The sequence below is a fragment of the Roseibium sp. 10G30-5 genome, from assembly GCF_055809635.1.
The window spans coordinates 219,086-236,281 of record NZ_CM147918.1 but is presented as its reverse complement, the minus strand read 5'-3'; the positions used below and the strand labels follow the sequence as shown (position 1 = coordinate 236,281).

Annotated in this window: 14 protein-coding genes, 1 tRNA gene and 2 pseudogenes; 2 read left to right on the top strand and 15 right to left on the bottom strand. The window is 56.5% G+C overall.

Annotation, left to right across the window (positions count from 1 at the left end):
• Positions 1–196: 196 nt before the first annotated feature.
• Positions 197–897: pseudogene (locus tag AC0L7U_RS01265) on the bottom strand (RlmE family RNA methyltransferase).
• Positions 894–2,387 (bottom strand): Ppx/GppA phosphatase family protein, encoded by a 1,494-nt coding sequence (locus AC0L7U_RS01260; protein ID WP_473695601.1) that lies wholly within the window; start codon positions 2,385–2,387, stop codon positions 894–896. The pseudogene AC0L7U_RS01265 and the gene AC0L7U_RS01260 overlap by 4 nt, the downstream one beginning before the upstream one ends.
• A 946-nt stretch (positions 2,388–3,333) precedes the next feature.
• Here AC0L7U_RS01260 and AC0L7U_RS01255 point away from each other — a divergent pair.
• Positions 3,334–3,407, top strand: a tRNA-Gln gene (locus AC0L7U_RS01255).
• A 250-nt stretch (positions 3,408–3,657) separates the two neighbouring features.
• Here AC0L7U_RS01255 and AC0L7U_RS01250 read toward each other — a convergent pair.
• The 13 genes and pseudogenes from AC0L7U_RS01250 to AC0L7U_RS01190 form a co-directional block, all read right to left on the bottom strand.
• Positions 3,658–4,415 (bottom strand): IS5 family transposase gene (locus AC0L7U_RS01250; protein WP_473693182.1). Its coding sequence is split into 2 segments (ribosomal slippage): positions 3,658–4,109 and positions 4,109–4,415, totalling 759 coding nucleotides; the frame shifts between segments, so codons are not numbered across the junction.
• A gap of 229 nt (positions 4,416–4,644) precedes the next feature.
• Complete coding sequence (locus AC0L7U_RS01245; protein ID WP_473693180.1) at positions 4,645–4,836, bottom strand: sugar ABC transporter permease; 192 nt, start codon at positions 4,834–4,836, stop codon at positions 4,645–4,647.
• A 48-nt stretch (positions 4,837–4,884) separates the two neighbouring features.
• Entirely contained in the window at positions 4,885–5,664 is a 780-nt protein-coding gene (locus AC0L7U_RS01240) for an ABC transporter permease (RefSeq protein WP_473693178.1), read from the bottom strand.
• Positions 5,661–7,052: a sugar ABC transporter ATP-binding protein gene (locus AC0L7U_RS01235; RefSeq protein ID WP_473693176.1), complete on the bottom strand. Its 1,392-nt coding sequence runs from the start codon at positions 7,050–7,052 to the stop codon at positions 5,661–5,663. Before AC0L7U_RS01235 ends, AC0L7U_RS01240 begins: the two co-directional genes overlap by 4 nt.
• Before the next feature lie 204 nt (positions 7,053–7,256).
• The gene (locus AC0L7U_RS01230) at positions 7,257–8,243 is read right to left on the bottom strand and encodes a substrate-binding domain-containing protein (RefSeq protein WP_473693174.1); all 987 of its coding nucleotides are present in this window, start codon (positions 8,241–8,243) and stop codon (positions 7,257–7,259) included.
• Between the two features lie 82 nt (positions 8,244–8,325).
• Entirely contained in the window at positions 8,326–9,108 is a 783-nt protein-coding gene (locus AC0L7U_RS01225) for an SDR family oxidoreductase (protein WP_473693172.1), read from the bottom strand.
• Positions 9,109–9,118: 10 nt separating this feature from the next.
• Complete coding sequence (dgoD, locus tag AC0L7U_RS01220) at positions 9,119–10,267, bottom strand: galactonate dehydratase (protein WP_473693170.1); 1,149 nt, start codon at positions 10,265–10,267, stop codon at positions 9,119–9,121.
• A complete protein-coding gene (locus tag AC0L7U_RS01215) occupies positions 10,264–11,904 on the bottom strand; it encodes a GMC family oxidoreductase (protein WP_473693168.1) in 1,641 nt (546 codons plus the stop codon). The genes dgoD and AC0L7U_RS01215 overlap by 4 nt, the downstream gene beginning before the upstream one ends.
• Positions 11,897–12,772 (bottom strand): aldose 1-epimerase, encoded by an 876-nt coding sequence (locus AC0L7U_RS01210; RefSeq protein ID WP_473695599.1) that lies wholly within the window; start codon positions 12,770–12,772, stop codon positions 11,897–11,899. The genes AC0L7U_RS01215 and AC0L7U_RS01210 overlap by 8 nt, the downstream gene beginning before the upstream one ends.
• A gap of 16 nt (positions 12,773–12,788) precedes the next feature.
• Positions 12,789–13,717: pseudogene (locus tag AC0L7U_RS01205) on the bottom strand (ABC transporter permease).
• Positions 13,718–13,802: 85 nt separating this feature from the next.
• Positions 13,803–14,696, bottom strand: coding sequence for an ATP-binding cassette domain-containing protein (locus AC0L7U_RS01200; protein ID WP_473693166.1), 894 nt, complete (start codon positions 14,694–14,696; stop codon positions 13,803–13,805).
• A 27-nt stretch (positions 14,697–14,723) separates the two neighbouring features.
• Entirely contained in the window at positions 14,724–15,326 is a 603-nt protein-coding gene (locus AC0L7U_RS01195; RefSeq protein ID WP_473693164.1) for an ATP-binding cassette domain-containing protein, read from the bottom strand.
• Between the two features lie 114 nt (positions 15,327–15,440).
• Positions 15,441–16,412 (bottom strand): substrate-binding domain-containing protein, encoded by a 972-nt coding sequence (locus AC0L7U_RS01190; protein ID WP_473693162.1) that lies wholly within the window; start codon positions 16,410–16,412, stop codon positions 15,441–15,443.
• A gap of 224 nt (positions 16,413–16,636) precedes the next feature.
• Here AC0L7U_RS01190 and AC0L7U_RS01185 point away from each other — a divergent pair, with 224 nt between their 5' ends.
• Positions 16,637–17,179 (top strand): FadR/GntR family transcriptional regulator, encoded by a 543-nt coding sequence (locus AC0L7U_RS01185; RefSeq protein ID WP_473693161.1) that lies wholly within the window; start codon positions 16,637–16,639, stop codon positions 17,177–17,179.
• Positions 17,180–17,196: the final 17 nt, after the last annotated feature.

Sequence of the window (17,196 nt, the reverse complement as noted above, 5' to 3'; positions counted from 1 at the left end):
GGCGGTGCCGGAGAAGTTGGCGCGGATCTTTAACATGCGAATGACAGGAAGGAAAGCCTGTCTTTGTACAGAAAATACCCCACCGAGCTGACATAAGGTCGCACCGTTTCAACCGGATACGCACGACAAGGCACAGCCGCTCAAGGACAGGAGGTGTCAGGGCATCTCTTTGCCTTGCAACAATCGGCGGTCAACGTCAGTCGTCGACGCGGCCGCGGAAGCCCTTGGCAATCACATAAAGCTCCGGACTTTCCTTACGGCTTGCCGGCGGCTTGATGTGTGCGACCGACTTGAAGTCACGCTTGAGAGCCTGCAACAGCTCGTTTTCGGTACCACCGCGAAACACCTTGGACAGGAAAGACCCGCCGGGAACCAGATTGCGCTGCGCAAAATCAATCGCAACTTCAAAAAGATGCGTCGTGCGAAGGTGATCTGTCTGACGATGTCCCGTGGTCGGTGCCGCCATATCCGACAGGACCACATCCGGACGATGCCCACCAAGCGCCTCGCGCAGAGCATCAGGCGCATCATCGTCAAGAAAATCCTTTTGCAGGAACATGGCACCGCGCACATGATCCATTTCCAGATAGTCGATGCCAACGACCTTGGGCGCATCAACCGAGGACTGAACGCGCTTGGCAGCCACCTGACACCAGCCCCCGGTGCAGCTCCCAGATCCACCACCCGGTAGCCAGGTTTGAGGATCTGATGCTTGTCGTCAATTTCGATCAGCTTATAGGCCGCGCGCGAGCGATAGCCGTCGGCTTTCGCCCGGCGCACATAAGGGTCGTTCAACTGGCGGTGCAGCCACCGCGTTGACGATTCGCGTCGCCCGGCCGAGGTCTTCACCTTGATATGCAGGCCGCGATCACCTGTGCCTTTTTTAGAACCGCTCATGTCTTGCCTCTGTTGCGACCTGAGCGACGACCTTTCCGGTTTCTCAACCAGACACGATCCGCCGCCATCAGCTCTGTCAGAATTCCTTCACGCAATCCCCGATCCGCCACTCTCAGGCGCGAACAGCTCCAGCGCCGACGAATGGCTTCCAGGATTGCACATCCTGCAAGCACCAGATCAGCCCGATCCGCACCAATGCAGGGATTTTCAACGCGCTCCTCGTAAGGCATTTCGCGCAAACGATCAATCATCAGCGTCACATCATCGTTCTCAAGCCATGCGCCGTCGACCCGTCGCCGATCATAACGCTTCAGCCCAAGATGGACGCCCGCCAGTGTTGTCACCGTGCCCGATGTGCCAAGCATATGCACTGCGCCGGTGCGAATGGCATGACTCAGATCCTCGCCAAGCGAGAAATCCGCCAGATGATGCGTCACATCCGCCACCATCGCCTCAAACACAGCTGGCGTCACGTCCACACCACCGTGGCGCTCTGCCAGATTGACAACGCCCACAGGCAGACTTGCCCAGGAACGCACGAAACGCGTCAATGCAAAGCCGCGCGCACCACAGCGATTGCGCAAGTCAAGCCAGACAATTTCCGACGAGCCCCCGCCGATATCAAACAAGATGACCCCATCCGCATCATGATCGACCAGCGACACGCACCCCGCCACGGCCAGACGCGCTTCCGTCTCCCGGTTGACCACTTCCAGGGCCAGACCGGTCTCCTTGTGCACCCGTTCAATGAATTCCGCGCCATTTTCGGCCGCGCGACAGGCTTCCGTCGCAATCAGCCGCGATCTTTCAACGCCGCGCTCCACCAGCTTGCGATGACAATTCGCCAGCGCATCAATAGCACGGTCCATCGCTCCCGGACTCAAGCGGCGATTGGCATCAACCCCCTCGCCCAGCCGAACGATCCGCGAAAATGCATCCACGACGCGAAACCCACGCTCATCCGGCCGCGCAATCAGCAACCGGCAATTGTTGGTCCCCAGATCGAGAGCACCATAAAGCGGGCTAGCACCACCGCTTCCTGTGGCTCCATGGCGGGACCGAACCGGTCGCGGCTCCTGGTTCCCAGCAGCACGCGGGGCATTCGCCCCGAAGCGCGCGGCACTGTCATTTACAGGGCGCGCCTCTGTTTTTGCCAGTGCGTTGGCGGCCGTTTCAGCCAACTCGCGAGGCGATTGTATGTCCTTGATCTCAACTGTCGGCACCGCAACCTCAGACGAGGCTGCAAGCTCGGCCCTGGCTTCTGCGGCTTCCAACTTTGCCTTGGCACGGCGACCGCCCCGCCGCCTGCGCCGTGAATTCTCGCGCGCCTGACGCCCACGACCAGACACAGGTTTTCCGCCCGGTGACGCACCAGTCTCCCCAGTCCACCCACCGCTTTCATCCGAAGACGTCGCCGGCTTAGTCTCGGCGGATCGGTTCTTGGTTGATGTCGCATCCGATTCGACACGACTGACCGCGTCACGGTCCATGGTCTCGCGGTCATGCGAACGTCGCCGCCGCGATCTTGACCGCTCTCGACGTCTTGAGGCTTTCTGGGGGGGGGCATCCTGAGGTGGTGTGGCAGGAGATCTGCCATCTGTCGCAGAAGCCATCGCGGCCATACCGCCGGATGCCATCTTGGAAGACTCGGACGGAGACGCGATGACCGGCGGCTCAGCCCTTGCGCGTGTTGCTTGGGACACACCGTTCCCTGCGGCATTCGACACAACCGCACCGTCTGGTCCATGCTGTTCGCTTGAACCAAGCCTCTCCGGGCGTTTGTCATCGTTTCCGGCACCAGCAACAGAGCCGTCATTGCGGCCATTGCTCAGTCCGCGATCCCCCGAGCGTCCGCCGTGAGAGAGTATCTCCGCAGTCTTCACTCCGGATGCAGTTCCAGTATCACCCGGGCCACTATTGGCGGATGGAGCGCTTGCCCTATCGGTTCGGGTAGTCTCATGCCCTGCGCGGGGGGGACGCACTTCACCTGTCGGTTGGGAAGATGTGTCCTGCGTCGGATGGCTCTCACCATCCTTCCCTTGCATTTTTCCACGGCGCCTGCGTCGCCTGGGCATGTCCCGCTTTGAAGCGGGAGACTGTTTACCGGAACCATCAGGGGACTTTCGTCCCTGGCAGCGGAGGCTGCCGACCTGTGTCCGTCACATCTATGCCTTTCATCGCGCGGGACTTTTGAGGTCTGCGCGGCTAATTTCAAAAAGTTGGATAGACTGTAACAGGTCAGGCCCTCTGCGCATAGCGCCGAAGTCAGAAACTCGTCGATAAGCGCAAGGTCCGCCCTTGCCGGTTTTCAACAAGGTGTTCATGCAAAGCCAGAAAAAATCACTTTTCCCTGTTGCATCTTTTTCTCGAAACGCTATACATCCGCACACCAACGGGGCACAGCCCCCGCCGCTTGACACGCTCAGGCCGCATTGCTGGGGAATAGGTTAACGGTAGACCCACGGACTCTGACTCCGTTAGTCCTGGTTCGAATCCAGGTTCCCCAGCCAACTCCTTTTCAAGTTATTGATATTACATTGTTTCGATCCATTCTGGATTGGCTGATTTCGTCTATTCGTCCAACTGGTACCCAAAACTGGACCCCGGAAACTTTGCACCTACTTGCATCTTCTCTCCGGCACGAAATTGAGTATTGGCCCGTCGGCAAGACGCTCCGAACCTCATTCGGCGCGGAAACATATGGTACTGGCGCGCAAGGCTTCCTCGGCAATTTTCTCAAGGTCGCCCTAGGCAGTGGACTCATAAGGCTCTGATCCAGTTTCGAAGTGCTGCGAGTTTTAGAGCGGCGAGATAATTATCGGCGCGTCGGTCATAGCGCGGTGCAACTCCACGCATCTGTTTGATTCGGTTGAAGAAACGCTCGACAAGATTGCGCTGACGGTACACCTGGGAGCTAAAGGCGAAGGTGCCTTTGCGAGTGATACGGGGCGGTATGTTTGCCCAACCGCCTCTTGTGGTGATGAAGCCGCGAATGTCGTCCGTGTCATAGGCCTTGTCTGCAAGCACGGTTACACCCGGTTCGACCGTCTTCAGCAACCTGGTCGCCATCGGGGCGTCGCCTGCTTGGCCGGCGGTGAGGGCGAGACGGATCGGGCAGCCCTCGGCGTCAACAAGCGCATGGATCTTCGTTGTCAGCCCGCCCCGGGACTGTCCCATGCAAGGATCTCCAGATCCCCCTTTTTCGTCCCTGCACCATGCTGATGAACGCGGACACAGGAACTGTCGATCATAACGATATCTCCGTCGTAAGCCGCTGATACGGCTTCCAGAAGATGATCCCAGACTCCGGATGCACGCCACCTGCAGAACCGGTTGTAGAGCGTCGTTCGAGGTCCATAGCGCTCCGGCACGTCGCGCCACGACGAACCGGTACGAAGCCGCCAAAGGATTCCGTTGATGACCCGGCGATCATCGACCCGCTTCACTCCTCGGCTCTTGCGGGGTAACAGCGGCTCGATGACGGACCATTCCTCATCGCTCAGTTCGTGACGGCGCATGACAACCTCCTTATGGTGGAGGTTGAATCAGATCTATTGCCTCAACGAAACACTTTTATGGGGACACCTCCTAGGCCAGTCATCAAGAATACTCACCACATGGTGCAATTGGTCAAAGATAAAATTGAATCATAAAATCCTCTACGGCCCCACCATTATCGCACCGGCAAGAAAAAGATGCGAGCTTGTTAGATAGACCAAGGGACAATGGTGATGCTACACTTCGAATTTAACCTGGGAGACCAACGCCTCGATCACCGCTCTGATGTTGCTGAATGACAACTGCGATAACGAGAAGAGCACCTTGCGCAATGTCCTGATAGAACGAATTGACGTTCAGGATGATCAAACCGTTCTGCAGCACTCCAAGCAATATTACGGCAAGCAAGGTGCCGACGATTGTGCCTTTGCCTCCCTGCAAAGAACAGCCTCCAAGAGCTGCTGCTGTGATACACTGAAGCTCAAGCCCCTAGCTACCAGAAGTCGGTTGCCCCGATCCGGTGCGGGCAGTCAGCAGAATACCGGCAATGGCCGACACAATACCCACCAGAACGTAGATGCCGATCACGTAGCGGTTGAGAGAGATACCTGCGAGCCGCGAAGCAACCGCATTCCCACCGATAGCGTAGATGTTACGGCCAACATCCGTGTAATGCAGCGCCAGCTGAACTCCGAGAGCCACCAGTATCAAAACCCAAATAAGTACCGGGATTCCAATAAAGTGCCCGCGCGCGAGGAACGTAAAAATCGGATCCGCACCGGTATACCCCTGCGCTCTTCCGTCAGAAATCAGGTTCGCAAGCCCACGATATGCCGCGAATGTGGCCAGCGTTGCAATCACCGCGTTAACACGCCCGTAAATCACAACAATCCCGTTGAAGAGGCCAAGCAAGCATCCAACAGCAAGCGCAGCAAGAATTCCGACCTCGGCACTACCTGAAACAGTGAACGCCATGGCTGAAATCACGGACGTCAGGCCTGCCTGAGAGCCAACCGAGATGTCGAGTCCACCAAGCAGCATGATCACCGTCTGCACGACAGCGAGGATACCAACAATCGAAACCGTTGTTCCAATAATCGCGATGTTCGACATGTAAAAGAAGTTGGTGTTCTGCAGTCCGATGACCGCTACAAGAATGATCAAAGCCAGGATGAGGCTGATATTTTGAACGCCAACAAAATCGAGAATCTTCCGCGCTACCGCGGTATGACGCGACACTTCGGCCGGTTCATTGATTTCGGTCGTCATGGAGCTGTCTCCTCAAGGATAGCGAGGCTTAGTATTTTTTCTTCCGTTGCTTCGCTGCGTTGCATCTCGCCGGTTATGCGGCCGCGCTGCATCACGACAACGCGATCAGCGAGGCCGATCACCTCCGGCAGTTCCGACGAGATGACCAGAACCGCCGCTCCTTCGGCCGCAAGCTGATCGATAATCGCATAAATGTCCGCTTTCGCGCCGACATCCACACCACGGGTAGGCTCGTCGAGGATAAGAAGTTTGGACTGGCTCGCCAGCCAGCGTGCCAGAACGATTTTCTGCTGGTTGCCGCCTGAAAGCTTTGAGACCTCAAGATCCATCGACGGCGTTCTGACGCGCAGCATTTTCGAATAACGTTCGGCTATACGTTGCTCTTCACGTCGGTTAACCACCCGAAAACGACTGATCGTTCCAACAATTGCCAACGCAATATTATCGCGGATCGAGCGTTTCATGAGCAACGCCTGGCTCTTTCGCTCTTCCGGCGCAAGGCATATGCCTGCCCGGATAGCGTCACGAGGAGATCGAAGCCGTAACTCCTTCCCCTCCAGGCTAACTTTACCTGACTTTATTGGAAGGTCACCGATCAACGCACGGGCAAGTTCTGTCCGACCGGCTCCGATGAGCCCCGACAATACCACGACCTCACCGGCATGGACATTGAATGAAACATCTGTCACGTCTTCGGTGACGAGGTTGCACACATCCAGAACCACACGTCCGGGAGAACGCTCCGAGCGCGTAAAGAGCGATGACAGGTCACGCCCCACCATCATTCGCACGAGGTTGCGGTCATCAGTATCGCTCGCCAGCTGCTCGCCGACGGTCTTGCCATCGCGCAGCACAAGGATACGTGATGAGATTGCGAAGATCTCATTCATGCGATGCGATACGTAGATGATCGCGATATCCTGAGCCTGAAGCCTGCGGATCAGCTCGAAAAGCGCCTCTGTCTCTCGATCTGAAAGCGACGAAGTCGGCTCGTCGAAGGCAATGACCTGCGGATTGCCCGAAAGTGCACGCAGGATTTCAACCATCTGACGCTGAGCGGGAGACAATTCAGATCCACGGGTATCCGGATGAATAAGACCGGTGAAACCCGCATTTTCGATATCCCGCATAACTGCGGTATGCAGTGCATTACGATCCACGAAGCATCCACGCCGCGGCAGTGCTCCCACGTACACGTTCTCAGCAACACTGAGCTGAGCCATAATCTCAGGCTCTTGCGCAACAACACGAATTCCGCAACGACGAGCATCTGCAGGACCCGAGAAACGCAGATTTTCACCAGCCATAAGCAGCTTGCCGGAGTCAGGTTGGTGTGCGCCGGTCATGATCCTGAGAAGCGTGGACTTCCCGGCACCGTTCTCGCCCATAAGAGCAAGCACCTCGCCTCGACGGGCGCTAAGTTCGACACCATTTAGTGCCTGTACTGGCCCAAAGGCCTTGGAGATCCCTTCCATCCTGAGGATGGGATCAGTCGCTGACATCATCTGAGTTTCTCCTCCTGCAGGATCGCTCTCACCAGCAGCGTTAGCGATCCTGTTGGCTTACCTAAAGACCTTCTCAGATCGGGCGGATCAGCTACAACCACCCATTGCAGCCTTCCAGTTTTCAGGCGTCACGATTGAGGTTTTCGCGACAGTTTTCGATGGCAGAGGTTCGCCAGAGCGGATCGAATTGACCAGCACCTTGACAGCGGCACGTCCCACTTCCTGCCCCGAAATGAAAAGGGCAGCCTTGTTTCCGGTGATTTGTCCGGCGTTCCAGTCCTTACAGGTCAGATAAGCGCCGAGGCCTACACCGATAATATCCTTGGTATCCTTGCCTGCATTCGAAAGAGCGGTGACACCACCTGTCTCGTTCTCATCGTTGCAGCCCCAGACGATCCAGTGTTTGACCTGCGGGTTCGCGGTAACAGCAGCGCCCATGCGGTTCTGCGCATCGACCACCGAATTATCCGTACCAATTTTGATAAGCTGCGGTATTTCACTAATGCCGGATGCCTTGAACCCGTTCTCAGCGCCCTTTTCGCGGTCCTGGCAAACAGAAACCTGCTGATTGTAAAGAGCAGCAATTGCTGTATCCTTTATATCCCAACCGGCCTTCGCATAAAGCTTGCCAGCAGCTTCGCCGACCTTCAGGCCCATGTCGTAACCGTCGAAACCGACAAAGGGTGCGGCCTTACCTTTGTTGTCGAGCAACGTATCGTCAGAGGCGACAAGCGGAATTCCGGCCTGGCTCGCGATGTCGATAATCTGCGGACCGATCTTCTGATCGGGCGCAACAATCGCGATACCATCAACCTTCTGCCCGATCATCACGTTCATTGCGCTAATTGCAGCGTTCGAATCCATGCGAACATTGACGACCTTGACCGTCACATTTCCAAGTGCCTTCGCTTCGGCGCGAGCTCCCTGTGCCTGATCGACAAAGTACTGCTGGTCGCCCTGCTTCTGGATGTAGGCAATTGTGATTTGTTTCGAGTCGGCATTGGCTGCGCTCACAGTCGCACCCGAAATTGCAACCAATGCCGCTGCGGTACAGATCTTATGAAAAGGACTCATTCTTTCCTCCCTAGAATACCCAGTCAAAGATAGCACTATTTTTTATATCATAAAGTAGTATTATATATATATTAAGTAATATTTATCCATGCTGTCTCACGCTTAACCCACCATCGATGGTCAGGCACGTGGCTGTCATGAAAGGACATTCATCGGAGAGCATGAAAACAGTTGCATTCGCGATTTCTGAAGGATCTGCGATGCGGCCTGATGGATGCATCGCCAGCGTTTCAGCCCGCGCCGCAGCGGGATCAGGTGCGGCATTCCACCAGTCTATGACCTTTTGCGTTGCGACGTAACCTGGCGCAATCGCGTTCACGCGCACGCCTTTATCCGCGTATTCCAGTCCCAATGATTTCGTCATCCCCAACAGCGCATGCTTCGCCAGAGGATAAGGAAAGGTTCCAGGAATAATGGTGAAGGCGTGGGTAGAGGCAATGTTGACGATTGCTCCGCCGCCTTCCGAAATCATTCCAGGAAGGACCGCACGACAGCAGTTCCACGCACCTTCAAGATTAACCGAAAAACAGCGCTTCCATTCCTCCTCGCTGGTCTCCAGAGGAGGATGGAAAACATTGACACCCGCATTGTTCACGAGGCCATCAAGCACACCGAGCCGGGCTGCTCCCTCAGAAAAGACCTGTGCCACCTGCTCGCGTTCGGCGATATCAATCTGAGCGGAAGCAAATGCCACTTCAGGATAAGAAGCTTGCAACTCTTCGGCTACATGCGCGACGCCCGAGCCATCAAGATCGGTGAGAAACAGCGCTGCACCTTCCCGTGCGCATGCAACAGCAATTGCCTTGCCAATCCCCTGGGCCGCTCCGGTAATGGCGATGTGCCTACCCGTCAGTCTTCCGGTCATCGTTTATCCCCTACCATTCTGCTACTGATCCATCGGCATGCCGCCATAGCGGGTTTCGCCAGCGATGCCCCACTTCCGCGGCCCGTTTTACTGCGGCCTCGTCGATCTCAACCCCCAGACCGGGGCCCTGCGGTATGTCAACACTGCCGTTGACGTAACGAAACACTGACGGATCAACTAGATAGTCAAGAATGTCATTATTCTCATTGTAGTGAATACCCAGACCTTGCTCCTGGATGAAGGCGTTGTGGCTGACGGCATCGACTTGCAGACATGCCGCCAGCGCGATTGGTCCAAGAGGACAATGCGGGGCGAGGCCCACGTCATATGCCTCAGCCATGGCAGCAATCTTGTAGCACTCAGAAATACCACCAGCGTGACTGAGGTCGGGCTGAATGATGTCGACGCACCGTGCCTCGAAGACGCGCCTGAAATCCCATCGCGAATAAAGTCGCTCGCCCAAAGCGATCGGCGTGGCGCTGCCACGTGTCACCTCGGCAATGCTCTCAAGCTGATCCGAGAGCAGTGGTTCTTCGATGAACATGAGGCGGAATTGTTCCAATTCCCGGATCAGCAACTTGGCCATTGGCCGATGCACCCGGCCATGGAAGTCGACACCAATCCCAATATGAGGACCAACTGCATCCCGCACCGCCCCGACGGATGCAACAATTTGATCAACCCGCGCATAGCTATCAACGATCTGAAGCTCTTCAGCACCGTTCATCTTCAGTGCACGAAACCCCGAAGCAACCGCTGCTTTGGCGTTGGCAGCGACTTCTGAGGGCCGGTCACCGCCGATCCAGGAATATACGTCAATCTTATCACGGCATGGCCCGCCCAGAAGCTGATGAACCGGTTGACCAAGCGCCCGCCCTTTAATGTCCCAAAGCGCCTGATCAATGCCAGCAATGGCGCTCATCAGAATCGGGCCGCCCCTGTAGAAGCCGCCGCGATAAAGAGCCTGCCAGTGATCAGCAATCCGGAACGGATCCTTGCCGATCAAGTAATCACCCATCTCGTGAACACAGGTCTCAACAGTGTGCGCCTTGCCCTCGACAACCGGCTCTCCCCAGCCGAAGACGCCCTCATCGGTCTCAATCTTCAGAAATAGCCAACGTGGCGGGACAATATATGTCTTGAGTGCCGTTATTTTCATGCTTTTTCCGTTCTGGCTTTGCTCTGGCCAAGAATACGTTCGACTGCAAGTGATGCGGCGGCCATCACAGCTGCATTAGTATTGCCTGAAACGATGTTGGGCATCAGTGCTGCGTCAATCACCCGTAGCCCTGTGACCCCACGAACCCTCAGGTCAGCATCGAGAACCGCCATCGGATCGTTTTCATGTCCCATGCGCGCTGTGCCGACTGGGTGATAACCTGTTTTAACCGTTCGGCGGCAATGGGCGGCAAGCGCGGCATCTGAGGTAACTTCGGGACCGGGAAATATTTCTGCGGAGATCAGATCACTCATCGGTTGAGCGGCCAGCACCTCACGGGCCATACGCAATCCCTCGATCGTGCGTGAGAGATCATCCTCATCATCGTAGATCCGTGTATCGACCACAGGCATTGCCAGAGGATCGTTCGAGCGCAGCGTCACCCGTCCCCGCGACCGGGGTCGCAGCAGAAGTGAATTTATGGTGACACCGTGGCCAGGTTTCGTGCCCGTCACATCGCGATCGAGATAAACCGTCGGCACGCAGAACATCTGGATCGTCGGACGGTCATTGTTCCCACGCGGATCCAGGAAAGCGCAGGTCTCGACGCCGGTCGTGGTCACCGGTCCTGAACGGAACAGAAGATACTGCAAACCGGCGGCCAGCATCCTGAGGCCCCTGTCCTGCCCGTAATAGCCATACGCACCGTTGGTCGTCGCTACGACCGGACATTCGTAATGGTCTTGCAGGTTTTCGCCCACACCAGCCAGCGCCACGCGAAGATCAATTCCGTGACGGCTAAGCTCCGCCTCCGGTCCGATGCCCGACAACATCATAAGTTTGGGCGTCTCATAGGCACCGGCAGCGAGCAGAACTTCGCCCGCTGCAATCGTTTGCGCCTGGCCTTCATGTCGATAGCTGACCCCGGTCACGCGTGTACCTTCGAAGGTCAGGCCCGCAACCTCCGCACCGGTTACAACTGTCAGATTAGGGGCTCCCCGACGTGGCCTGAGAAAGGCATCATCAGCTGAACAACGCCGCATCCTGCGCCAATCAAGCGTGTGCTGCATCAGGCCGACGCCATGAAGCCTCCCTGCATTAAAATCATGCGTGAAGGGTACGCCCATGTTCTGAAGTGTCTTCAGATAGGCACGGGTCATTTCGCTTGTATGCCCCAGATGCGAGACTTTAAGCGGCCCGTCGGTTCCATGCGCAGGGGCACCGAGACTGTCATTATCCTCTTGCAGCATGAAATGGGGCAAAAGGTCCTTCCACCCCCATCCGGGAGCAGAATTGTGCGGACCTTGGATCGCAGTATTCCAGTCCTCATAGTCCGACGGCTGACCGCGCATGTAGACCATCGCGTTCACGGCGCTGCCGCCCCCCAAAACCTTGCCCTGCGGTACAATCGGCCCCCGCCCGTCAAGTTGAGGCTGCGGTTGCGTGCGATGCATGGCGAGATAGGTGTCTCTCGCCAGAAACTTCATGTAGCCCGCAGGAAAGTGCATGATCGGGTTCGTCTTGGCACCGCCGCGTTCCAACAGCAGAACCTGAGCGCCTGCATCCACCAGCCCTGCCGCAGCAACGAGGCCTGAGGACCCCCCACCAACGATGACGTAATCATAGTTCTCAGTCATCTGAGACCTCCAGGCGCCGAGCATCAAAAAATACTGTCCCCGCCAGCGTTTCACCCGGCGCGAGGATCCTGAGACCGCCGAGATCCGGCATATTGTGGCCGTCGGCAAGATGACTCATCGGCTCTAATGCGAAGAAGTCCCGACGATAGGTCGGATCAAATGCAACATCAGAGACGAAGAGGAACATCGCCCCGAAAACCGGATCGGCGGAAACATCTAACGCCATGCCGCGTTCCGGCAAGGTGATCGCGGCACGACCTGACCAGTCGGCGAAGCCGTTGTTGACCCAGCGCTCCGGCAAAGGTGCGGGGTCCCGAAAATCGAGATCCGCAGGCACCGGCCCGGGGGTTCCGGGCAGCCAGCCTTCTTCCTCGCTCCACATCACGCCGGTTTCTGTCTGGAGCCGGGTTCCGGGCGTCAAAGGAAAGTAGGGATGCAGGCCGATGCCGAAGGGCATCTCAGTCGTCCCACGGTTCGTCACCGACAGTTGCAGCCGTAGCCCGTTCGGTTTCAGGAATAGGTCTTGCACTGCCTCGTAGACGTAAGGCAGTGCACTGCCGTCATGACTATGGTTCAAGACAACACGATTTTCGGCTCGCTCCGTGATGGCCCAGTCTGAGCGCCAGCCTTCGCCATGCAGATAATGAGCGTCCCAAGTCGTATTCGGTGCCAGTTCATAGTCACGTCCATCAAAACAGAAGCGATTGCCTCGAATGCGGTTTCCGAACGGTACCAGCGGATAGCAGGCACTGTCGATCGGCAGAGAGCCGTCCGGCACCCGGCGTAGCAATGGAACATCGCCGATATCGAGGCGCAGAAGACAGCCACCGCGAGTATCCACTCTCGCTGACATTTCGCCCGCCCTCATCGAAAGAATCGTCATGTCAGGCCTTACTCGCTTTGCCGCGCTTGATGGCATAGATATTGGCGAGTACCGCAACGACGATGATGATGCCGCGGACCACTTCCTGAACGAACGCATTGATACCCAGCAGAATCAGTCCGTTACCGATCAACGTGATCACAAGAACTCCAAGGAGCGTGCCCACCATTGAGCCACGCCCTCCCGACAAGGCTGTGCCGCCGACGACGACTGCGGCGATAACATCGAATTCGAGACCCGATGCTGCTGTGGCATTCCCCGACCCCAGACGCGAAAGAAGAAGAATGGCCGAGATCGCTGCCATGAAACCGGCCAGTACAAAGATCGTAACGCGGATCCGACGTACATTGATACCCGACAGATATGCAGCCTGAGCGTTGCCGCCTATCGCAAAGATTGAGCGCCCGAAGCTGGTACGGCGGCTGACAAAGAAGAAAGTCGCGAACAGGACGAGCATTACCAATGCAGCGGGGGGAAGGCCAAGAACCGGACGATCGAGCGCGTCAAGAATATCGTTCCGCCCGAATGATACCGGAAGCGCATCTGTGAAGAAGAGAGCGCCCCCCGGAGAGCCGACCACAACCCCAGGGTCGCCACAAAGGACGGAACGTCGAAAAACGCTCTCAGACCACCTGCGACGGCTCCCAATAAACCGCCTATGATGAGTGCAAGTCCGAACGCTGGAATTGTAGGCACTCCCCACTGCAGCATGTAGGCCAGCACGACAGAGATGAACGCAACCATAGGTCCGACAGACACATCGATTTCGCCGGCGATAATGATCAGCGTAGCGGCCCATGCAGCTATGCCGATCGTAGCCGCGTCTCGGAGAAGGTTCAGCTGATTATAGAGCGAAAGAAACCCGTGTGCGGTGAGGCCGAAGATAATGTAGAGAATGACGATCGCAGCGAACAAGCTGATTTCATTCATATGATGACCAAACCGCGACATCAGGGAACGGCCCTGTCCTGCGGTAGGTTCGATAACACTTTGTGACATATGGACGTCTCCGTTTTCAGGCGGCGTTCGAAGCAAGACAAGCCGCGAAGATCGCGTCCTGTGTCATGCCGTCGCCGGTGAGTTCTGCTGCCGTGTGCCCTTCGCGGAGCACCAGTACGCGATCGCAGACGAGAGGCAGCTCCTCGATCTCGGATGAGACAAAGAGGACAGCCTTGCCTTCTGCAGCAAGCTCACGGATGATTTGATAAATCTGTGCTTTGGCCTCAACGTCGACGCCACGGGTTGGCTCATCAAGCAGCAGCACCCGGCTCCCGGCATGAACCCATCTGCCAATCACGACCTTCTGCTGATTACCTCCTGAGAGGGTCGCAATCGGGCTATCTGTCTTTGCTGTCTTGATGTGCAGCCGTTCGACGACCTTCCGAGTTGCCTCGGCGATCCGGACAGGGTCCAGGGATATTCCCCGTTTGACCGCAGACCAGTCGGTCGACACGATATTCTCGTCCACACCAAGTAGCGGTACGATCCCGTCCTCTTTGCGGTTCTCAGGGGTAAAACCAAAGCCTCGCGACTTCATTGCGCGCAATTCGGGTCGGTCAACGTTCGCCCCATCCACGCAAATAGTCCCGCGGTCGAAATACCGGACGCCCATGATTGCCTCAAGAATCTCGGTCCGCCCTGATCCCAGCAACCCTGCGATTCCAAGGACTTCGCCTTGTCTGAGTACAAAATTCGCGCGTTCGACTTTCGGCAGAACTGCAAGATCTTTCACTTCAAGGATAGTCTCCCCAAAGTCGCTGCTTGCTCTATGAACCTGCTCGCCAAGCTCGCTGCCCAGCATCAATCTGACAATATCGTTCGTGTCGGATCCCGCGACTTTTACCGTTTCGACGATACGGCCATCCCGCATCACTGTAACGCTGTCCGCGATCTGTCGAATTTCGTTCATACGGTGACTGACATAGACCACCGCGATTCACTGGGACGAGATCCGGTTGACAGCCGCCAGCACCTTGCGCGCTTCAGCATCAGCAAGAGAAGAGGTCGGCTCATCAAGAATAACGATACGTGGCTCTCCCGGAAGAACCCGTGCGATCTCCACCAACTGCTTTTCGGCGGGCGAAAGACTGGCTACGGTCCTTTCCGGAGAAAGATCGAGACCAAGTGCATCCAGGGCCGCCTGCGCGGCACGACGAAGTTCGCGCGTGCTAATGACACCGGCCTTTCCGGGCCAAAAGCCGAGGAATAGGTTCTCTGCAACGGTCATTTCCGGAACGAGGCTCAGTTCCTGGTACACAACTCGCACACCGTGCTCCCTTGCCTCTCCGGCCCTACCAGCCCCGGAGCCGCGTAGCAAAACACCGTCGAGATAGACCTTTCCCTCGTCAGGCACCTCGGCTCCAGTAAGCATCCGGATCAGAGTCGACTTACCAGCGCCATTCTTCCCAAGAAGAGCACGCACTTCACCTGTCCGAAGCTCAAAGTCGGCATGAGACAGGGCCATAACGCCCGGGTAACGCTTTGAGCAGTCGTCAAGCTGAGCAATGACACGCGCGCTCTTCGCGGTCGTATCTGCCATAATATGTCCTTTTTGAAATGAGCAATCCTACGCCGCGATGTGTCGCTGGCGAACATTGGCATTCACTCTTCAGATGAATGATGATGGTGGGCACGGTCGCACCCACCTCATCGCTTAAGGGATGCCGTGTGGATGTGCCTGCAGCCAAGCTGCGCCGTCGGCCGAGGTGGTGTAGAGATCGATCGGAACAGGCACAATTTCCTCTTCCTTGATCTTTCCGTCGATTGCCCTCAGTGCTTCGCTGAAAGTGACATGACCCATAGTCTGGCCAGAGATATCGACAACGGCCTTGATGATCTGATGATCCTGCAAGGCCTGAGCGATCTCGGTAGTCATGTCCCCACCGAAAACGACAACCTTGCCGGCTTTCCCAGCCGCCTGCACGGCACGCGCGGCTCCCAGCGTTGCCCCGCCAGCTTCGCCGAAAAACGCATCAATATCGTCGTGTGCCGAGAGCATCGTCTGCGCAACAGCTACAGCCTTGTCGAGGACCGCTGCCTGCTGGTTTGAGACAATCTTGAAACCCGGCACCTTCTTCCGAAGGGCATCCTCAAAGCCCTTGCGGCGGGTGATACAGACCTCGACAAATTCGCAATTCAGGACCGCAATTTTTGGTGCCTTATTTCCGATCTTCAAGAAGTAGTCGCCCGCGGCGTTGCCGAGCTTTGCGCCGAATTTATAAGGATCTCCGACGGCGTAGGCGGAGACATATTTCTTCTGGTCGCTCGTGTTCAGGCAGGTGTTATAGCAAACAACCGGTATGCCAGCTTCTTGCGCCCGCCTGATCGCACGGTAAGAACCTTCAGCCGATACTGGCGAGGTGATGATTGCCTGGACTCCGGCAGAGATCAGAGAATCCATGAACTGACTCTCTTTACTTACATCCCCTTGAGCGTTGGTCTCTACGATGTCCAGCTTACGGTGGGCCTTCTTTGCTGCATCCTGGACGCCCTTACGCACCCCGGCATAGAAACCCTGCGCATCCATATAGATGGCCCCGATCTTGACCGTTTGTTCTGCTTCCGCCTTTGCGGTGAGCGGCAAGGTGAACAACGCCAAGAGCGCTATCGCTTTTAAAGTTCTCATATTCTCCTCCGTATAAAGAACCCCGTCAGGAATTAGCATATTTTTTTTAAAATAAATACTATTTTATAAATTATAATACATACAATGCACTCTCATCGCCCCTATACACAGCCTTCCCCTCGCCCTATGGTTCAGCCTCAAACCGAAGTCAGCATGTGGGAAGTATGTCAAAATCCAAGAAACAAACCGAATTCGGTGCCTCTATCTTATCGGCAGACTCAGCTATGTTGGCACGTCGGGTGATGTCTGGCTGTCTACGCGCATTCGTCGATGCTGTCGTGTCGGGGGAGTTCGAAGAAGGGAAGGCACTGCCCAGCGAGGCAGCACTCATGTCCCGGTTTGACGTCAGCCGGACCACCTTGCGCGAGACAATGCAGCACATGGTTACACAGGGACTGATCCGTTCCCGACCGCGTGCCGGAACCACAGTTATGCCGAGAAGTCAGTGGAACATGCTTGATCCGGTGGTGCTTGACGCAGCTCTATCGCATAATAAAGACTTTGCCTTCTACGAGGCGCTTCTTGAGGCTCGCGAACTACTCGAGCCAACCGCCGCCGCCGCCGCCGCGCATCGCTCGGACACCATATCTCTTGTTGAGATCGCGAATGCTTTTGAGGATATGGTAAGCTCTAATGGCCGCGATGATGAAGCCCTGGAGCCAAGCAGATCTAGCGTTCCACACGGCGATCATCAATGCGAGCGGAAACTGGGTCTTTGCTCAGTTCGGGATTGCTATAAGAGCGGCACTGCTTGCGAGCTTCCGTGAAACGAGATCGGGCTAGT